The sequence below is a fragment of the Micromonospora sp. WMMD708 genome (genome assembly GCF_049315245.1).
In the GTDB taxonomy this organism is placed as follows: Bacteria; Actinomycetota; Actinomycetes; order Mycobacteriales; family Micromonosporaceae; genus Micromonospora; species Micromonospora wenchangensis.
In genome coordinates this window covers 3457647-3476282 of record NZ_CP186060.1, presented here as the reverse complement: position 1 = coordinate 3476282, position 18636 = coordinate 3457647, and the positions used below count along the sequence as shown (strand labels likewise).

Below are 18636 nucleotides of genomic sequence, written 5' to 3'. Positions count from 1 at the left end.
CGCGCCCGCTCTACGGCCGCCAGCGGATGTTCGGGTTCACCTGACCGGTCCAGTTGAAGATGGCCATGTTGTCCCACTGGTTGCCGGTGCCGTTGATGTTCGCCGGGTCCCACCCGTTGCCGGGCACCGCGTACCAGGTCGGCTCCCAGTAGAAGACGCCGACCGCGCCGGCGTTGCGGGCGGTGTCCTGCACCCAGGAGAACTCGGTGGCCTGGCCGCTCCAACTCGCCTGGTGGCCCGCGCAGGGTTCGGTGCCGTTGATCGCGTTCGGCTCGTTGTCGGCGTTCGCGGCGGTGAACGGGTACGCCGTCTCGGTGAGCACCACCGGCTTGCCGTACCGGGTGCGGACGTCGGTGATGACGTTGTAGAGGTTGGCCAGCGTGCCGTGCCACATGCAGTAGTACGACAGGGCGGTCAGGTCCCACTGCACGCCCTTGGCCCGGATGCCGTCGTAGAACCAGCGGGCGTGGTCCATGCTGTCCGCGTTGGCGGTGTGGATGATCACCTGGGTGCCGCCGTTGCACTGTTTGGTGGCCTGGTATCCGGCCTTGAGCAGCAGGCTGAGGTTGGTGAAGTCGTTGTTGACGACCTTGCCGTCGTTCCACAGCATGCCGACGTTGATCTCGTTGCCGATCTGCACGCTGTCCGGCGTGGTGCCCTGGTTGCGCAGGCTGGTGCACACGTCGTAGGTGTAGTTGTAGACGTCGGTCTGGAGTTGGCCGATGCCGTGGTTGGCCCAGGCGGCCGGCTTGTACTGCTTGCCCGGGTCGGCCCAGGTGTCGGAGTAGTGGAAGTCGATCATCAGCTTGAGGCCCTTGGCCTTGACCGTCCTCGCGTACGCCAGCACCTTGGCCTTGTTGTTCCAGCCGCTGGCCGGGTTGTTCCAGATCCGCAGCCGGACGTAGTTGACGCCGACGCCCTTGAGGATGTCGAGCGGGTCGCGGGCGGTGCCGGTGGCGTCGTAGTACCGCGCGCCGAGGTCCAGGCTGCGCTGCACGGAGGAGACGTCCGCGCCGAGCATGGTCAGCGTGTTCGCGGCCGACGCCGACGTCGGCGGGCCGAGCAGGGCAGCCGGCAGGGCGACCGCCGCGAGGAACGCGACGGCCCAGGCCCGCAGGCGGGATCGGTACGGAGTCATCCGGACCTCCTCGGTGGTGGGGTGGTGGGGGCGTCGGGACGGCGACACCAATAGACGGGCATGACTATACCGGGGTGGGGTGGGGTTGCCGACGCGCGAGCGGGCCACCCGGGAGACCCGGATGGCCCGCCTGCGTCAGCGACGCGTCAGAGGTTCAGGCTCCAACTGTTGAGGTAACCGGTGTCCAGGCTCGCCGCGTCCTGCACCCGCAGCCGCCAGGCGCCGTTCGCCACCTCCGGGGAGAGGTTCACGGTGTACGTCTGGTCGATGTTGTCGGCGCTGCCCCCGGAACGGCTCTGCAGCGTGTACACGCTGCCGTCCGGGGCGATCAGGCCGACCACCAGGTCACCGATGTAGGTGTGCACGATGTGCACCTCCACCTTGCTGGTGGTCGACGGGGTCGCCGCGCAACCGCTGATCACGATGGTGCTCTCCACCGTCGAGTTGTCGGCGATCGGCACGTCGGTGCCGTTGCTGCCGGAGCAGCCCGGCAGCCCGTTCACCGTCACGTTCAGCGTGGTCGTACGGGCCACCGAGGGGGCGGTGCCCACCACCGTGACCGGCACCGTGCCGCTGCCGGCGGTGGCGGCGGCGGTGACCGTGACGGTGGTCGACCCGCCGGCGGTGACCGAGGCGGGGGAGAAGGACACGCTCACCCCGGCGGGCAGCGGGCCGGTCGAGAAGGTGACCGTCTCGGCGGTGCCCCGGATGACCGTGGTGGTGACGGTGGCGGTGGCCGAGGTGCCCGGGTCGACGGTCACCGTCGCCGGGGTGACCGCGACGCTGAAGTCGTTGGCGGCGCACGACTCGGTGCCGTTGACGTTCACCGCGGTCCAGGCGGCCATCACGGCCTTGTACTCGGTGCTGCACAGGCCGTACAGGTCGGTGGCGGCCGACAGGGTGTGGATCCGCGCGGTGTTGGTCGGCTGGGCGGTGTTCACGTAGCGGGTGTTCGAGACGAAGTACGCGTCCAGCGCCCGGAACCAGATCTTTTCCGCCTTCTCCCGGCCGATCCCGGTCACCGGCGGAGCCGACCCGCACAGCGGCGAGGTGCCGTACGGGGTGACGCCGGAGCCCTCGGCCAGGTTGAAGAAGAAGTGGTTGGCCACGCCCGAGGAGTAGTGCACGTCGAGGCTGTTGGTGCTGGTCGACCAGCAGCCGTGCGACGAGCCGTCCAGCGTCGGGTTGTACATGTAGCGCAGCGGCGCGCCGGTGCCCCGGATGTCGATCTTCTCGCCGACCTCGTAGTCGCCGGGGTCGACCGGGGTGTTCGCGTAGAACTCCACCATGTTGCCGAAGATGTCGCTGGTGGCCTCGTTCAGGCCGCCGGACTCGCCGGAGTAGGTCAGGCCGCCGGGGACCACGTTCTCGGTGACGCCGTGGGACATCTCGTGGCCGGCGACGTCGAGGGCGACCAGCGGCTTGGCGTTACCGGCGCCGTCGCCGTAGGTCATCTGCGCGCCGTCCCAGAAGGCGTTGACGTACGCGTTGCCGTAGTGCACCCGGCTCGGCACCCCGGTGCCGTTGCCGAAGATGCCGTTGCGCCCGTGCACCTCGGTGAAGTAGTCGAAGGTCGTCGCCGCGCCGAAGTGCGCGTCGACGGCGGCGGACTGCCGGTTCGAGGCCGCGCCGGTGCCCCACACGTTGTCGGCGTCGGTGAAGGTGGTGCAGGTCGACGTGCCGTTGTTCATGTCGCAGGTACGGCCGTTGCCCCGGGTCGGGTCGATCATGCTGTACGTGGCCCCGGACTGGGTGGTGTCGATCGCGACCGGGCCGGCGTAGATGCTGTTACCGGTGCCGACGACGGACTCGATCTCGTCGTAGGAGCCGATCCGGGCACCGGTGATCGCGTCGCTGATCACGTGCAGCCTCGAGGGGGTCTGCCCGTCGGGCGCCCAGCCGGTGACCACCGTCTCCCAGGCCAGCCGGCCGGTCCCGCTGCTGGCGTCGACGAACAGCTCCGCCGCGCCGGTGGCGGTGATCCGGCCGGAGAACGCGGTGGTCGCCGCCTTGCGGGCCTTCGCGGCGCTGACCTTCGGGGTGGTGGCGAGGCTCAGCGGCGCGGCCAGGCCGACCGAGCTGCCGGCGTAGTCACCGTCGGCCCCGGTGCGGATGACGACGTCCCCGCCGTAGACGCGGAGCCCGTCGTAGGTGCGGGTGTAGCGGACCGCGCCCCGGCCCTGGGCGTCGCGCCTGCTGCTGTGCACGGCGTAGCGGTCCTTCGCCGAGGACCTGACGTCGCGGGAGTGCTCCTTGAGCGCTGTGTCGGCGGCGGCGACCAGCGATGGTCCCGGGGTCGCGGGCGGAGCGGCGGACGCGCTCGTGGTGGTGACCACGAGACCACTGCCGACCAGCATGGTGACGCCGGCCAGCGCTAGGGCTGATCTCAAACTGACCTCCCCGATCCGAGATGCTTTCGCATCTTTCGATGACGCGATCATCGTCGGCTGTGGAGGGTCTGGGAAGACGGATGTCGATGGATAACCATACCGAATCGGCCATCTTGCCGAGGTGATGACCGCCGGGGTGTTCCGCCCCGGTTACGGCTGGAACACCCCGGCAACACTCGCCGGACCGGTCAGCGCAGACCGGCGAACAGGTCGTCCTCCGGCAGTGCCGCCCCGGTGGTGTCACGGACCCGGACGAAGGTCTCCCGGCCCATCAGCTCGACGAACCGGTCCCGGCCCATCCGCAGGAAGAAGATGTTCTCGGTCTGGCTGGCGTGGGCGGCCAGTGCGTCGAACTTCTGCGTGCCGTAGCTGCTGGTGTCCACCCAGGTGGTGATCTCGTCGTCGGGCAGGCCGAGCTGCGGCCCCGGTGCGTCCGCGTCCGGCTCGGCCCACTCGACGCCCAGCTCCTTCATCACCCGGCCGAACTCCGCGAACGCCGTGTGCGGCACCGTGGTCCAGTAGACCTTCGCCGGGATGTCGGTCATCTCGACGGCGGCCATGGTGATCCGGTGGGCCTGGATGTGGTCCGGGTGGCCGTAGAAGCCGTTCTCGTCGTAGGTGACCACCACGTCCGGCCGGTACCGGCGGATCAGCTCCACCAGCCGCTGCGCGGCCTCCGCCACCGGCGTGTTCCAGAACGCGCCGGGCAGCTCGTTGGTCGACCAGCCCATCATGCCGGAGTCGGCGTAGCCGAGCGTCTCCAGGTGGCTGACCTTCAGCGCCGCGCAACTGGCCTCCAGCTCCGCCTGCCGCATCGCCACCACGGCGGCGGGGTCGTGCCCCGCATCGCCCGGCTTGACCCCGCCGGGGCCGTCGCCGCAACCACCGTCGGTGCAGGTCACCAATACCGTCGTGATGCCCTCCGCCGCATACCGGGCCAACACGCCACCGGTGCTCGTCGCCTCGTCGTCGGGGTGCGCGTGCACCGCCATCAGGGTCAGACCTCGCTCAGCCATGCCCTCACCCTAGGCGGCCCGACCGACGCCGGCGGGTACCGGCCCGGTGGGGGAGCCGGGCGTCGGCGTCCGCCGGTCCCGGTCGCGCACCCGTCGCCCGGAACACACCACCGGGGCAACGGGCGCAGGGGCCCCGGCAGATAATCGACGCCATGACCACCACCACCTGGAACGTCCCGGGTCTGCCGTTCGCCCTGTCACCGTCGCCCGAGGCGGCGTGGACGATCGCCGAGGCCGACGGCGTGGTGACCGGGTCAGCGGCCCCGCGCACCGACATCTTCATCGACCCGGCGGCGGGCGATCCGGCCGCCGGGTCGACACTCGACGCGCCGACCCTGCTCGGCCCGCCCCCGGACGGCGACTTCCAGTTCAGCGCCCGGGTCACCGTCGACTTCGCGGCCACCTACGACGCCGGGGTGCTGCTGCTCTGGGTCGACGAGCGGCACTGGGGCAAGCTCTGCTTCGAGCTCTCTCCCGACGGCGAACCGATGATCGTCTCGGTGGTCGCCCGGGGTGTCGCCGACGACGCCAACGCCTTCGTCGTCGACGCCCGCACGGTCTGGCTACGGGTGTCCCGGATCGACCACGCGTTCGCGTACCACGCCTCGGTCGACGGACGGACCTGGCGGATGGTCAGGTACTTCGGCATCGACGGCGCGACCACCGCCGCCACGATCGGCCTGGAGGCGCAGTCGCCCACCGGCGACGGCTGCCGGGTCGTCTTCGACGACATCCGCTTCACCCGCGACCGGCTGACCGACCTGCGGAACGGCTCCTGAGCCGGGCCCCGGTCGCGCCGGGCGGCCGGGGACGTTCGACCCGCACCGCGTCGCCCCGGACGAGTTCGTCGTGCAGGCGTCGGCGGGCGGCGGTGACGGCGCGGCCGGCACGCGCGTCGCCCTCGGCGAGACGCCGCCGTAGCAACCGCAGGGCGGCGGCGCGGTTGAGGCCGAACTGCCGTTCGGTGTCGACCACCACGAGGGTGCCGGAGGGACGGTGGGTCGCCTGCGCCGCCGTGGCGACCTTGTTCCGGTGCTGACCGCCCGGTCCACCGGTGCGGCAGGCGACCACGTGCACGTCGGCCTCGACGAACGCCGTGCTCGGGATGTCCACCCGGCACGGTCGGGCGGTGACGTACCAGTTCTTCCGGCCGGTCCCCGGCCGGTACGGGCTGGGCGCCTGCCAGCACAGGGTGCCCGTCCACCCGGCGGCGAACGTCGCCTCGTCGGGCCCGTCGAGCCGGACCACGACCGACCGGTAGGTGCCCGGTCGGTCGCCGGCGACGGACTCGACCAGGTGGCTGTCCACCCGGTGCCGGGCGGCGTCGGCCTGCAACCGGCCCAGTAGCCGGGCCACCGCCCAGGCGCACTCCCGTGGGCCGCGCCCGGCCGACAGGAGCAGGTGGACGCTCATTCCCTACCCCGCCGACGTCCGTCCCGGCGGGCCGGCCCGGGGTCGGGCGTCTTGTAGGTGACCAGCGGGACGGTGCTCGCCACCGGGGTGGCCAGGTCGTGCGCGACGAGGTCGGCGACCACCTGCTCGATGCGCTTGTAGGCCGTCGGTGCCTCCTCGAACAGCAGTTGCCGGTCGCCGCACACGACCAGCGAACCCACCGGCGTACGCCGCAACTGCGCGACGGTGTGCTTGGCCCGACCCCGGCGCAGCGCGTCGGCGCGGGACATCTTCCGGCCCGCGCCGTGCGCGACGGAGTGGTTGGCCGCCGGGCCGGCGTGCCCGGCCACCAGGTACGACGGGGTGCCCCGGGTGCCGGCGACCAGCACGTCCCGGCCGTCGCCCGGGGCCGCCCCCTTACGGTGCAGGTATTCGCCGTCGCGGACCTCGACCAGGTTGTGGCACTGGTCGACGACCGGCTCGGTGGGTTCGGCCCCCAGGGCGTGCGCGACCCGGGCGGCCAGCACCCGCCGGTTGAGCGCGCCCCAACGGACCGCCGCGTCGTGCCGGGCCAGGTAGCCGGCCGGGTCGGGGGCCGGCCCCGCGCCGTGCGCCCGGGTGTGGGCCCGCAGGATCCGCTCGCCCAGGCCCCGCGACCCGCTGTGCACGATGAGCACGAGGTCACCGGCGGTGAGCCCGAGCCGGCCCGCGTGGTCCGCCGCGAGGACGGTGTCGATCCGGGCGAGTTCGACGAAGTGGTTGCCCCGACCGACCGTACCGAGCCCCTCGACGTGACCGGCGGGCGGCTCGCCGGGCGCGACGGCCCAGGCCGGGTCGTCGGGGTCCGGCGCCCGGTCCAGGTCCGGGAACCGGGCGGCGACGCGCTCGGGTACGGCCCGCTTCAGGCCGATCGGGAACACGGCGATGCCGCACCCGATGTCGGAGCCCACCAGGTGCGGGTAGAGCACGGTCGAGGCCATCGCCGCGCCGATCGGGGCGCCCTTGCCGGGGTGCAGGTCGGGCATGGCGGCGACGTGCCGCATGCCGTCGAGGGCGGCCACCTGGTGGCACTGCCGCACGGCGTCGGACTCGATCCAGCTCTCGGGGGAGGCGAAGACGGTGACGGTGGCCGCAGCCGTGGCCGTGGCCGTGGTCGGGGACGGCAGGGAACGCGGTGGGGACACGGACGCTCGTTTCGGGTGACGGGAACGACGGACGGCACGCGGCGGCACGATGGCGGCCGGCGGCACGATGGCGTGCGGCGGCGCCACGGCGCGCGGTGGCGCGGCACGGGCGTGCGGGATGCGGAGGTGTCCGTCAGTACGTCATGCCCGTCAGCCTGGCCCACCGGCCCGCTTCCGCCAACCGGTTTTCGGTCGGCCGCTCAGCCGACCGGTATCCCCAACGGATCGGCGAGCAGCCGGGTGAAGCCGAGTTCCGCCGCCCCGACCAGGGTGGCGTCGTCACCGAGGGCGGACACCCGAAGCTGCGCCCGGGTACGCGAGACCGGCAGGACGTTGACGGCGATCCGGTCCCGCACGTGCACCGCCGAGCCCCGGTACACCTCCCGCAGCACCCCGCCGAAGATCACCATGCCGGGGTTGAACAGGTTGATCACGTTCGCCACCCCGATGCCGAGCCAGTCGCCGACGGTCCGCAGCGCCTCCCGGGCCGCCGGGTCGCCACGGTCCGCCGCGTCGACCACCTCCCGGACCGCGCCCCGACCGATCCGGTCGGCGGGCCGACCCGCCGCGTCGAGCAGCGCCCGCTCCCCGACCTCCGCCTCCAGGCAGCCGCGCGAACCACACCCGCACGGTCTGCCGTCGTACGGGTTGACCAGCATGTGACCGACCTCGGAGCCGTACCCGCCGTCGCCGCCGAGCAACTCGCCACCGACGATGATCCCGCCGCCGACCCCGACGTCACCGTGCAGGTAGACGAGGTTGTTCACCCCGACGCCCACCCCGCGTTGGTGCTCGGCCACCGCGCCCAGGTGGGCCTCGTTGCCGACCAGGACCGGCAGGCCGAGATCGAGCCGGCGGGCCAGTTCCGCGCCGAACGCCTGGTCCACCCAGCCCATGTCCGGCCCGAAGCGCACCATCCCGTCGCCCGGCCGGATCATCCCGCAGTACGACGCGCCGATCCCGACGCAGGTCGCCCCCGACGCCGCCGTGCCGTGCAACTGCCGCCCGAGGTCGGCCAGCACGCCCACGACGGTGTCCAGGTCGGCGCCCGCGCGGGCCCGGTGCGCCTCGCGGCGGTCCTGGATGGCCCCGCCCAGCCCCACCCGGGCCGCGACCAGCCGGTCCACCGCGATGTCGAAAGCGAGCACGTACACCCGGTCGGCGGCCGGCCGGACCACCAGGGACGGCCGACCGGCCCGGCCGGTCAGCTCGGGGAAGCCCTCCCGCACCAGGCCGGCCGCGACCAGTTCCGTGGTGAGCGCCAGCACCGTGCTGCGGTTGACGCCCAGCCACTCGGCCAGCCCGGCCCGCGACACCGGACCACCGAGATGCACCCGCCGCAGCAGCGCCCCGAGGCTCCGGCGACGGCTGTCACCCGGCGACTGCCCGTCCACGGTGGGACTTCTCGGCATCACGAGGCGGACCCTGTCGATCGGCGGTTGGCTACCCGTCGAGGGTAGTGGCGTCGCCGGCCGCCAGCCACCTCGCGTACCCGGACGGTGACCGTGCCCACCGGTTGTCGCGGGCCCGCCGCCGGGCCCGCGACAACCGGCGGGTCACCCCTCGATGCGGGTGATGTTGCGGATCTTGTTGGACGCGTCCAGCGCGGCGACCTTGTACGCCTCGGACAGGGTCGGGTAGTTGAAGACCGTGTCGATCAGGTAGTCGACCGTGCCACCGCAGCCCATCACCGTCTGCCCGATGTGGACGATCTCGGTCGCGCCGGTGCCGAACACGTGCACCCCGAGCAGCCGGCCGTCCTGCGGCGAGACCAGCAGCTTCAACATGCCGTACGAGTCGCCGACGATCTGCCCCCGGGCCAACTCGCGGTAACGGGCGACGCCGACCTCGAACGGGGTGGCGCTGTTGGTCAGCTCCTCCTCGGTCTTCCCGACGAAACTGATCTCCGGGATCGTGTAGATGCCGATCGGCTGCAATTCCTGGAGCTCGCGCACCGGCTCCCCGCAGGCGTGCAGCGCCGCCATCCGGCCCTGCTCCATCGAGGTGGACGCCAGCGCCGGGAAGCCGATCACGTCACCGACCGCGTAGATGTGCTCGACGCTGGTGCGGTAGTGCTCGTCCACGGCGATCCGGCCGCGCTTGTCGGCCTCCAGCCCGGCCGCGTCGAGGGCGAGGTCGTCGGTCTGCCCCTGCCGGCCGGCCGAGTACATGACCGTGTCCGCGACGATCTTCTTGCCGCTCTTGAGGACGCACAGCGCGGCCGTCCCGTGCTTCTCGACCGCGGCGACCTCCTCGCCGAAGCGGAACGTCACCGACAGGTCGCGCAGGTGGTACTTGAGCGACTCGACGATCTCCTCGTCGCAGAAGTCGAGCATCCCGTCGCGGCGTTCCACCACCGTCACCTTCGTGCCGAGCGCGGCGAACATGGAGGCGTACTCCATGCCGATCACGCCCGCGCCGACGACCACCATGCTGCGCGGCACGGCCTGGAGGTTGATCACCCCGTCCGAGTCGACGATCGTCCGGTCGTCGAAGTCGACGCTGTCCGGCCGGGCCGGGCGGGTGCCCGCGGCGATGACGATCTTGTCGAAGGTGAGTTTCGACTCGTGCCCGGACCCACCGTCCACCCAGATCGAGTGCGGGTCGGCGAACCGGCCGGTGCCGGTGATCAACGCGACCCGGTTGCGGGCGAGCTGGTTGCGGATGACGTCGGTCTGTCGGCTGATCACGTGCTGCGTCCGGGCGGCCAGATCACCGACGGTGATCTCCTCCTTGACCCGGTAGCTGCTGCCGTACAGGTCCCGCTGGCTCAGGCCGGTGAGGTAGAGCACGGCCTCCCGCAGCGTCTTGGAGGGGACGGTGCCGGTGTTGATGCACACCCCACCGATCATGTCGCGGCGGTCCACGATGCCGACCCGCCTACCGAGCTTCGCGGCGGCGATCGCCGCCTTCTGACCGCTGGGCCCGGAGCCCAGCACCAACAGGTCGTAGTCATACACGGCTCCTAGCCTCGCAAGCGGTCGCAAGATGTGCCACTCGTGGTCGTCCCGGTCGCCGTGCCCGGGGGGTCTGTTCCTATCCTGACCGGGTGGAACTGGCGTTCAGCGGCGAACTGTGGTGGTGGAAGGGCCCCGCGCCCTGGCACTTCGTCACCGTCCCCGACGACGAGTGCGCGGCGCTGTCGGCGGCGTCCGCCGCGGTCAGCTACGGCTGGGGCATGGTCCCGGTCACCGCCCGGATCGGGGACACCCGCTGGCGGACCTCGCTGTTTCCCCGCGACGGGCGCTACCTGGTGCCGGTGAAGACCCGGGTGCGTGCGGCCGAGCGGATCGCGGTGGGCGACCGGGTGGCCGTGCACCTCACCGTCGACGTCTGAGGTCACCGGCACCCACCCCGGGCGACCTGGACCCACGACCGCCCGGGCGGTTCGGCGCAGGTCAGCGCTAGGGTGGGCCGGTCGCCCACCCCGCCGGGCCGCCGGGCGACGCCGCAAACGCGACGAGGGGACCAGGTGACGGCAGCGTCATGACCGACTACGGACACGAGCTGCTGTTCGGCGGCTTCCTCACCCCCGACGCCCGGCAACCGGAGCAGGTGGTCGCCCGCGCCCGGCTCTGCGAGCAGGCCGGCCTGGACCTCGTCACCTTCCAGGACCACCCCTACCAGCCGGGGTTCCTCGACACCTGGACGCTGATGTCCTACCTCGCGGCGGCGACCAGCCGGATCAGGCTGGCCGGCAACGTGCTCAACCTGCCGCTGCGGCAGCCGGTGGTGCTGGCCCGCAGCGTCGCCAGCCTCGACCTGCTCAGCGGCGGCCGGGTCGAACTCGGCCTCGGCACGGGCGCGTTCTGGGACGCCATCGAGGCCAACGGAGGTCGACGGCTCACCCCCGGGCAGTCGGTGGACGCCCTCGACGAGGCGATCCGGATCATCCGGGAGGTGTGGGCAGCCGACCGGCGCGGTGGGGTTCGGGTCGACGGCGAGCACTACCGGGTGGTCGGCGCGAAGCGCGGCCCCGCCCCGGCGCACCCGGTGGGGATCTGGGTCGGGGCGTACAAGCCGAGGCTGCTGCGGCTGGTGGGCTGGACGGCGGACGGCTGGCTGCCGTCGCTTTCGTACCTGCCGAACGGGCCGGCGGACCTGGCCGGGCTCAACGCGCTCGTCGACGAGGGCGCGGCGGCGGCCGGGCGGGACCCCGCCGAGGTGCGGCGGCTGCTGAACGTCTCCGGCCGGTTCACCGGCACCGGCGTGGGCTTCCTCGACGGGCCGCCCCGGCAGTGGGTGCGGGAGCTGACCGACCTGGTGCTGGAGCACGGCACCTCCGGGTTCGTCCTCGGCACCGACGACCCTGCGAGCATCCAGCTCTTCGCCCAGGAGGTCGCCCCCGGCGTCCGCGAACTGGTCGCCGCCGAGCGGGCCGGCTCGACCACCCCCGCAGTCTCGCTGCCGCCGGAGCCGACCGGGCCGGCGGGCGACCCGACGGAGCCGACCGGTACGGCGGGACCGGCGTCGGGGCGGCGGGAGACCGTCCGGGCCGGGGGTGTCGCGGGACTCGCGGTCACCCCCACTCCCGCACCCGAGGTACGGCACAGCGACCACCGGCTCTGGGACGAGTCGACCCGGCCGGTCGCCCCGCCCGCCCCGGCCGGGCACGTCTACTCCCCGCAGGCCCAGGCCGTCGGCGGGCACCTGGTCGACGTGCACGACCACCTGCGTCGGGAACTGGGCGAGATCCGCGACCTGCTCGACCAGGTCCGCCGGGGGGTGGTGTCCGCCGGGGACGCCCGGGGCGTGTTGAACCGGATGACCCTGCGGCAGAACAACTGGACGCTGGGGGCGTACTGCGCCGCCTACTGCATGCTGGTCACCCAGCACCACGGGTTGGAGGACGACGCGATCTTCCCGCACCTGCGGCGGGCCGATCCGGGGCTGGTCCCGGTGATCGACCGGTTGGAGCAGGAACACGTCGTCATCCACGAGGTCGTCGAGGGCGTCGACCGGGCCCTGGTCGCGCTGATCGGGGACCCGGCGCGGCTCACCGGGCTCCAGCAGGCGGTGGACGTGCTCACCGACACCCTCCTGTCGCACCTGTCCTACGAGGAACGGAACATCGTCGAACCCCTGGCCAGGTACGGCTTCTACCCCGGCCAGCTCTGACCGGCCGGCGTCGTCCCGGTGCCGGGCAGTGGTCGCCGAGAAGTGGTCGCCGGGTGACGCCGTTCGGACCGCCGTGCCATAATTCCGGTGGCGCCCGCGGTTGTCACCGCCGGGCCCGGGGGGCCGCCTCCGCAACACGCGGACGGCGGGGGACCAACCCCCGGAGGCCACAGTGGATTCCACCTCTCTCGTCGACCTCGTCGATCTGCTCGACGGCCTGTTGCAACTGGGTGCCGCCGCGCTCAGCCTCGCCGCCGCCGTCGTGGTCGCCCGCACCACCCGCCGGTCGGGCCGCCAACGCGACGACTGACCCGACCGCCGTCGACCATTGACACATCTCGTGGTCCACCTCATCGTCGGAGGAACCGCCTCCGCATCGAAGGGTTTGCCTGATGGTCGACACCGCGCACACGTACGTCATCGTCGGAGCCGGGCCCGCCGGCCTGCAGCTGAGTTACTACCTCCAGCAGCAGGGCGCCGACTACCTGACGCTCGAACGTGGTGCCGAGCCGGGGGGCTTCTTCCGGCGGTTCCCGCGCCACCGTCGCCTGATCTCACTCAACAAGGTGCACACCGACAGCAGCGACCCCGAGATCCGTCTGCGGTGGGACTGGAACTCGCTGCTCAACGACGACCCGGAGCTGCTGTTCCCGAATTTCAGCCAGGAGTACCTGCCGGCCGCCGACGACCTGGTGCGGTACCTCGCCGAGTTCCAGCGCGTCCACCAGCTCCGGGTCCGCTACGGCACCACCGTCGGGCACGTCTCCCGCGACGACGACGGGTTCACCGTCCGTACCGACCGGGGGACCGTGCGGGCGCGGTGCCTGATCGTGGCGACCGGCTGGGGGCGGCCGTTCGTGCCGGACATCAGGGGCATCGAGCACGCCACCGGCTACGAGGAGATGGACGTCGACCCCGACCGGTACGCCGGCAAGCGGGTCCTGATCATCGGCAAGGGCAACTCCGCGTTCGAGACCGCCTCGTCGATCCTCGGCAAGGCGTCGATGGTGCACCTGGCCAGCCGGCAGCCGCTGCGGCTGGCCTGGAACACCAAGCACCCCGGCGACGTACGGGGCCAGTACGGCGCGATCCTCGACAGCTACCAGTTCAAGACGCTGCACTCGGTGCTCGACTGCACCATCGACGAGATCCGGCCGGTCGACGGCCGGTTCCAGGTGTCGATCACCTACACCCACGCCCAGGGGGAGACCGCCGAACTCGACTACCACGAGGTGCTGCGCTGCACCGGCTTCCGGATGGACACCTCCCTGTTCGACGCCTCCTGCGCCCCGGAGATGGTGCGGGACGGCCGGATGCCCGGCCTGCGCCCCGACTGGCAGTCCAGCAATGTCGACGACCTGTACTTCGCCGGCACCATCGCCCAGGCGCGGGACGTCAAGCACGCCTCGTCGCCGTTCATCGACGGGTTCCGGTACAACCTGCGTACCTTCACCCGGCTGCTGCGGGAGCGTTACGACGACGTGCCGCTGCCCGTCGCCGACGTGTCGGGCGAGCCGGCCTCGCTGACCAAGGTGATGCTGGACCGGGTCAACTGGAGTTCGGCGCTGTGGACCCAGTTCGAGTACCTCTGCGACGTCTTCGTCCGCGACGACGCCACCGGCGACTTCCGGCACTACGAGGACCTGCCGGAGGACTACGCGGTGCAGCGGTTCGCCGACTCCGCCCACTGCTACACCCTGGCGCTGCGCTGGGGCCGCGACGACTACGGCGACGTGTTCGCCATCGAGCGGCACCCGACCCCCGACCGGGCCAGGGAGAGCGCCTTCATCCACCCGGTGATCCGGCGGTACCGCCACGGCGAACTGGTGGCCGAGCAGCACCTGCTGGAGGATCTGCTGGCCGAGTGGCGGCGGCCGGACCGGCACGTGGAGCCACTGGTGCGCTTCCTCAGCCGGGACCTCACTGACGGATCATGACCTCGTCGAGCGGTTTACGGGACAGGTCGGGCACCCGCGCGTCCGGCGCGGGGTACCCGACCGGCAGCACCAGGTTCGGTCGTTCCTCCGGCGGGCGTTCGCACACCTCGTTGAGGAACCGCATCGGGCTGGGCGTGTGCGTCAGGGTGGCCAGCCCGACCTGGTGCAGCGCGGTGATCAGCAGGCCGACGGCGATGCCGACGGACTCCTTGACGTAGTACGGCTTGGGGCTGTGCGGCCCCTGGTGCACCTCGAACACGACGATGACGGCGGGTGCGGTCTCCAGGAACGGCTTCTCCCAGTCGGTGCCGAGCGCGGCGATCGCACCCAGCCACTCCTGCGGCGCGCGCCGCTGGTAGAAGTCGCGTTCCTCGGCCTCGGCCGCCGCGCGCAGCCGGCGCTTGCGGGCCGGGTCGGTCAGCACGACGAACCGCCACGGCTGCACGTTGGCCCCGCTGGGGGCGGTCGAGGCGGCCCTGATCGCCGCCTCGATCACCCCCTCGGGTATCGGATCGGGGGCGAAGTCGCGCACCGAACGGCGGCGGGCCATCTGCTCGGCGAACGCCTCCGCCGTGCGGACCATCTCCGCCTCCGGACGGCGTTCGAGTCGGATCGGGACGGTGGGTAGCAGGACCGCGTCGGCCATCTCTCGCCTCCCTGGGAGAACCGCCACCGGCCACCGCCGACCTCTGCTCCACAAAGGACGCGAGGGTCACGCGGGGCGGCTGCTCCCAGCATTTCCGAGGCGGTCCGGTTCGTCGTTACGCCAGTGTGCTGTCTTGCCCGTCGGGCACGTCCGGAGCGGTCGCGGTGACCAGCGCCGCGACGACGTCGGTGAGCCGGCCCCGGGTGGCCGCCGCCGCCCGCTGCCGGGCCGCCCCGTCGCCGCCGGACGCCAGCCCGGCCAGCCACCGCTGCACCCGGGGACCGTCGCCGGTCTCCTCCAACGCCGGCCGGGCCAACTCGACCAGCCGCGCCGCGAGCACCCCGGCGGGCAGCAGCCGGCCGGTGCCGACCTCGACGCCGTGACCGCCCATCCCGTCGCGGGCGGCCCGCCAGTACGCCAGCCGCATCAGCTCCGGGTCGGTGCGGGGCCCCTCGTCGCCCCGCTCGACGGCCGTCGCGGCGACCATCGCCAGGGCCCGGACCAGCGCTGCGAACCCGGCGGACTCGGCGGCGGTGATCGGCATGTCGGCCACCCGCACCTCGAGGGTGGGATGGCGGGCCGACAGCCGCAGGTCCCAGAAGATCGTCCCCGAGTCGACCATCGCGCCCGCGTCGAGCAGCAGGTCGATGTGCGCGTCGTACTGCCGGGCCGAGGTCAGGAACGGCGGCGGCCCGGCCACCGGCCAGCGCTGCCAGGTCAGGCTGCGCCAGCTCGCGTAGCCGGTGTCGCGTTCGCGCCAGAAGGGCGAGTTGGCGGTGAGCGCCAGCAGCACCGGCAGGTGCGGACGCAGGTGGTTGCCGACCAGCACCGCCCGGTCCCGGTCCGGCTGCTCCACGTGCACGTGCACCGCGCAGATCGCCAGGTCGTCGTGCAGCCCACGGTAGGTGGCGTTGCCCCGGTCCTGCCGGGGCCCCTGCGTGATCGGCGGCGGCACCGCCGGACCCAGCACCGGGGAGGCGGTGGCGACCACCCGCAGCCCGTCCCGACCCGCCGCCGCCTGCAACGCCCTGCGCGCCCCGACGAGTTGCGCGTGCAGATCCGCCACCGCGTGGCAGGGGTCGGTGCGGGTCTCGATCTGCAGTTCGGTGATCTCGCCACCCACCCGGTCGCCGAGCGCCGGGCGGGCCCGGTCGACCACCGTGGCGGCCTGCGGCGTCACCTCGCCCCGCTCGGCGTCGACGACGAGGAACTCCTCCTCGACACCGAGCAGGGGAACGGACGATCCCGACCGGTGTGCCGTACTCATGCGCGCGTCCGACCCCTGCCCGTCGGTCGCTCGCCGACGGGGGTAGCCTACGGCCCCGCCGGCCGGACCGCGCTCAAGTGCACTCCTTCATGGACAGTTGGTCGACCAGGCCGGCCAGCAGGGCGGTACGCTCCGGCATCCGGTCGAGGTGGACGTACTCGTCGCGGGCGTGCGCCCCACCACCGACCGCGCCCAACCCGTCCAGGGTCGGTACCCCCAGCGCGGCGGTGAAGTTGCCGTCGGACGCGCCCGCCGCGTGCGCCCCGCCCAGCGCCGGCAGGCCGAGCCGGGCGGCGACCGACTGGGCCACCTCCAGCAGCGGCCGGGACAGCTCCGGGGGCATCGGATGCCGGCCGATACGACCCTCCACCGCCACCGTCGCCTCGGGCAGGAACGGCACCAGCCCGTGGATGGCCCGGTCGACGCGTTCGAGTTCGGCACTGGTCCAGGCCCGGACGTCGACGGCCAGGCTGGCCAGCTCCGGCACCGTGTTGGTGGTGGTGCCCGCCGCCAGCAGGGTCGGGGTGACCGAGGTGCCGGCGCTGTGCCCGGTGCCGAGGGCGCGCAGCGTGAGGATCTGGTGGGCGACCTCGACGGTGGCGTTCACCCCCCGCTGGGGTTCCACCCCGGCGTGGGCGGCCCGGCCCTGCACGATGACCCGGTACACCGAGCCGCCCTTGCGGGCCACCTTCACCTGCCCGTCCGGGGTGGCCGCCTCGCAGACCAGCACCGCGTCCGAGCGGCGCGCCTCGCGCTCGATCAGCGGCCGGGAGGTGCCGGAGCCGCTCTCCTCGTCGCAGGTGAGCAGCACCCCCACCCGGGAGGTGTCGGCCAGCAGGCCCAGTGCGGTGAACATCTGCACGATGCCGGCCTTCATGTCGCACACCCCGGGGCCGGTGGCGACGTCCCCGCGTACGGTGAAGGGCCGGGACCGGACGGTGCCGGTGGGGAAGACCGTGTCGAAGTGGCCGAGCAGCAGCACCCGCTGCCGGGCCGCCGGCCACAGCAGGTGCGGCAGCCCGTCCACGACGACACGTTCGGCGGGCCGGCCGAGCACCTCCTCGCCCCAGCCGGCGAGCAGGTCGGCGCAGGACTCCAGGTGGGGCAGATCGCCCGGGGCCGACTCGGCGGCGACCAGGACACCCAGCCGGTCCACCATCTCGGCGCGCAGTTTCGTCGCGGCGTCGAGCAGATCGCGCGGATGGTCCATCGAGCCCTCCAGCTTCGAAGACGGTGACGGGCCTGGCCAGGCGACCCGTCCACCATCGCAGCGCCGCCCGGCGACGGTCATCCGTTGCCGTGCTCACCGTCCCCGGCGTCGGTCAGCCGGGCCAGCCGGCCGTACAGGTAACGCTGGCGGGGGAGGCTGGTCGAACGGCGGGCCGCGTCGGCGTACGCGGCCCGCGCCTCGGTGAGCCTGCCGCAGCGTTCCAGCAGGTGCGCGCGGGCGGCGTGCCGACGGGGGTCGTCGCCGACGCGGGGGTCGTCGGCCAACGCGTCGAGCAGGCGCAGCCCGGCGGCGGGACCTCGGGCCATCGCCACCGCCACCGCGTGGTTGAGCGCCACCACCGGGTTGTCCGACATCCCCAGCAGCACCCCGTAGAGGGCCTCGATCTGCGCCCAGTCGGTCGCCCCGGCGCTCGCCGCCTCGTCGTGCACCGCCGCGATCGCCGCCTGGAGCTGGTAGGGCCCGACGTCGCCGCGCGGCAGCACCGCGCTGACCAGGGCCACCCCCTCGGCGATCTGGTCGGCCCGCCAGCGGCTGCGGTCCTGCTGCGCCATCGGCACCAGCTCGCCGTCCGGGCCCACCCGGGCCGGCCCCCGGGCGTCGGTGAGCAGCATCAACGCCAGCAGCCCGCTCACCTCCGAGTCGTCCGGGAACAGCCGGTGCAGCAGCCGGGTCAGCCGGATCGCCTCGGTGGACAGGTCCACCCGGCGCAGGCGCGGGCCGGTGGTGCTGGCGTACCCCTCGTTGAAGATCAGGTAGAGCACCTGGCGGACGGCGTCGAGCCGGGCTGCGCGCTCGTCGGGTCCGGGCAGCGCGAACGGCAGCCCGCTGTCGCGGATGCGCTGCTTGGCGCGGGTGATCCGGCGGGTCATGGTCGCCTCGGGCACCAGGAACGCCCGCGCCACCTCGGCGGTGCCCAGCCCGCCGACGGCCCGCAGGGTCAACGCGACCTGGGCGGCCGGCGGCAGCGCCGGATGGCAGCACAGGAACAGCAGCACCAGGCTGTCGTCGCCCGGCTCCCGGTGGTCGGCCGCCGGCCCGACCCACCGGTGTCCCCGGCCTGCGTCGTCCTCCCGTCGTCGCCGGGCCTGCTCGGCGCGGAGCAGGTCGGTCAGCCGCCGGGCGGCCACCGTGACCAGCCAGCCCCGGGGATGCTCCGGCAGCCCGTCGACCGGCCAGCGGGTCGCGGCGGCCAGCAGCGCCTCCTGGACGGCGTCCTCGGCGGTGTCGAAGTGGCCGTACCGGCGCACGACCGCGCCGAGGACCTGCGGCGCGAGCACGCGCAACAGGTCCTCGACGGTGGACGGTCCCATGGCGACC

16 protein-coding genes are annotated in these 18636 nt (G+C 72.9%); 5 read left to right on the top strand and 11 right to left on the bottom strand.

The window, feature by feature from the left end:
• Positions 1–10: 10 nt before the first annotated feature.
• From ACN260_RS15310 to ACN260_RS15300, 3 genes are all read right to left on the bottom strand, one after another.
• Positions 11–1138: a glycoside hydrolase family 53 protein gene (locus ACN260_RS15310; protein WP_422751755.1), complete on the bottom strand. Its 1128-nt coding sequence runs from the start codon at positions 1136–1138 to the stop codon at positions 11–13.
• A gap of 146 nt (positions 1139–1284) precedes the next feature.
• The gene (locus tag ACN260_RS15305) at positions 1285–3528 is read right to left on the bottom strand and encodes a M4 family metallopeptidase (RefSeq protein WP_422751754.1); all 2244 of its coding nucleotides are present in this window, start codon (positions 3526–3528) and stop codon (positions 1285–1287) included.
• Between the two features lie 188 nt (positions 3529–3716).
• On the bottom strand, positions 3717–4544 hold the full coding sequence (locus ACN260_RS15300) for a PIG-L family deacetylase (protein WP_422751753.1): 828 nt from the start codon (positions 4542–4544) through the stop codon (positions 3717–3719).
• A 152-nt stretch (positions 4545–4696) separates the two neighbouring features.
• On the opposite strand from ACN260_RS15300, the gene ACN260_RS15295 reads away from it, so the two are divergent.
• Positions 4697–5323, top strand: coding sequence for a DUF1349 domain-containing protein (locus tag ACN260_RS15295; RefSeq protein ID WP_422751752.1), 627 nt, complete (start codon positions 4697–4699; stop codon positions 5321–5323).
• Here the strand turns inward: ACN260_RS15295 and prfH are convergent.
• The 4 genes from prfH to sthA all read right to left on the bottom strand — a co-directional run bounded on the left by prfH (position 5283) and on the right by sthA (position 10080).
• On the bottom strand, positions 5283–5957 hold the full coding sequence (gene prfH / locus ACN260_RS15290) for a peptide chain release factor H (protein WP_422751751.1): 675 nt from the start codon (positions 5955–5957) through the stop codon (positions 5283–5285). The two genes, ACN260_RS15295 and prfH, sit on opposite strands and share 41 nt — an antisense overlap.
• Positions 5954–7120 carry an RNA ligase RtcB family protein gene (locus ACN260_RS15285; protein WP_422751750.1) on the bottom strand — a complete coding sequence of 389 codons (1167 nt, stop codon included), beginning with the start codon at positions 7118–7120 and terminating at the stop codon, positions 5954–5956. Before ACN260_RS15285 ends, prfH begins: the two co-directional genes overlap by 4 nt.
• A gap of 200 nt (positions 7121–7320) precedes the next feature.
• Positions 7321–8532, bottom strand: a complete 1212-nt coding sequence (locus ACN260_RS15280; protein ID WP_422751749.1) for an ROK family protein — start codon at positions 8530–8532, stop codon at positions 7321–7323.
• Between the two features lie 144 nt (positions 8533–8676).
• Positions 8677–10080 carry a Si-specific NAD(P)(+) transhydrogenase gene (gene sthA / locus ACN260_RS15275; protein WP_422751747.1) on the bottom strand — a complete coding sequence of 468 codons (1404 nt, stop codon included), beginning with the start codon at positions 10078–10080 and terminating at the stop codon, positions 8677–8679.
• 89 nt (positions 10081–10169) lie between these two features.
• Between sthA and ACN260_RS15270 the strand changes: the two genes are divergently transcribed.
• The 4 genes from ACN260_RS15270 to ACN260_RS15255 all read left to right on the top strand — a co-directional run bounded on the left by ACN260_RS15270 (position 10170) and on the right by ACN260_RS15255 (position 14175).
• The gene (locus ACN260_RS15270) at positions 10170–10457 is read left to right on the top strand and encodes a DUF1905 domain-containing protein (RefSeq protein ID WP_422751745.1); all 288 of its coding nucleotides are present in this window, start codon (positions 10170–10172) and stop codon (positions 10455–10457) included.
• Positions 10458–10606: 149 nt separating this feature from the next.
• Entirely contained in the window at positions 10607–12238 is a 1632-nt protein-coding gene (locus tag ACN260_RS15265; RefSeq protein ID WP_422751744.1) for an LLM class flavin-dependent oxidoreductase, read from the top strand.
• 172 nt (positions 12239–12410) lie between these two features.
• Positions 12411–12548: a hypothetical protein gene (locus ACN260_RS15260; protein WP_422751743.1), complete on the top strand. Its 138-nt coding sequence runs from the start codon at positions 12411–12413 to the stop codon at positions 12546–12548.
• An 82-nt stretch (positions 12549–12630) separates the two neighbouring features.
• A complete protein-coding gene (locus tag ACN260_RS15255; RefSeq protein ID WP_422751742.1) occupies positions 12631–14175 on the top strand; it encodes an NAD(P)-binding domain-containing protein in 1545 nt (514 codons plus the stop codon).
• Here ACN260_RS15255 and ACN260_RS15250 read toward each other — a convergent pair.
• The 4 genes from ACN260_RS15250 to ACN260_RS15235 form a co-directional block, all read right to left on the bottom strand.
• Positions 14159–14758: a nitroreductase family protein gene (locus tag ACN260_RS15250; RefSeq protein WP_422756723.1), complete on the bottom strand. Its 600-nt coding sequence runs from the start codon at positions 14756–14758 to the stop codon at positions 14159–14161. The genes ACN260_RS15255 and ACN260_RS15250 overlap by 17 nt on opposite strands.
• Positions 14759–14936: 178 nt before the next feature.
• Positions 14937–16088, bottom strand: coding sequence for a carboxylate-amine ligase (locus tag ACN260_RS15245; protein ID WP_422751741.1), 1152 nt, complete (start codon positions 16086–16088; stop codon positions 14937–14939).
• A gap of 73 nt (positions 16089–16161) precedes the next feature.
• A complete protein-coding gene (locus ACN260_RS15240; protein WP_422751740.1) occupies positions 16162–17298 on the bottom strand; it encodes a M20 family metallopeptidase in 1137 nt (378 codons plus the stop codon).
• 77 nt (positions 17299–17375) lie between these two features.
• Positions 17376–18629: an RNA polymerase sigma factor gene (locus tag ACN260_RS15235; protein ID WP_422751739.1), complete on the bottom strand. Its 1254-nt coding sequence runs from the start codon at positions 18627–18629 to the stop codon at positions 17376–17378.
• Positions 18630–18636 lie beyond the last annotated feature (7 nt).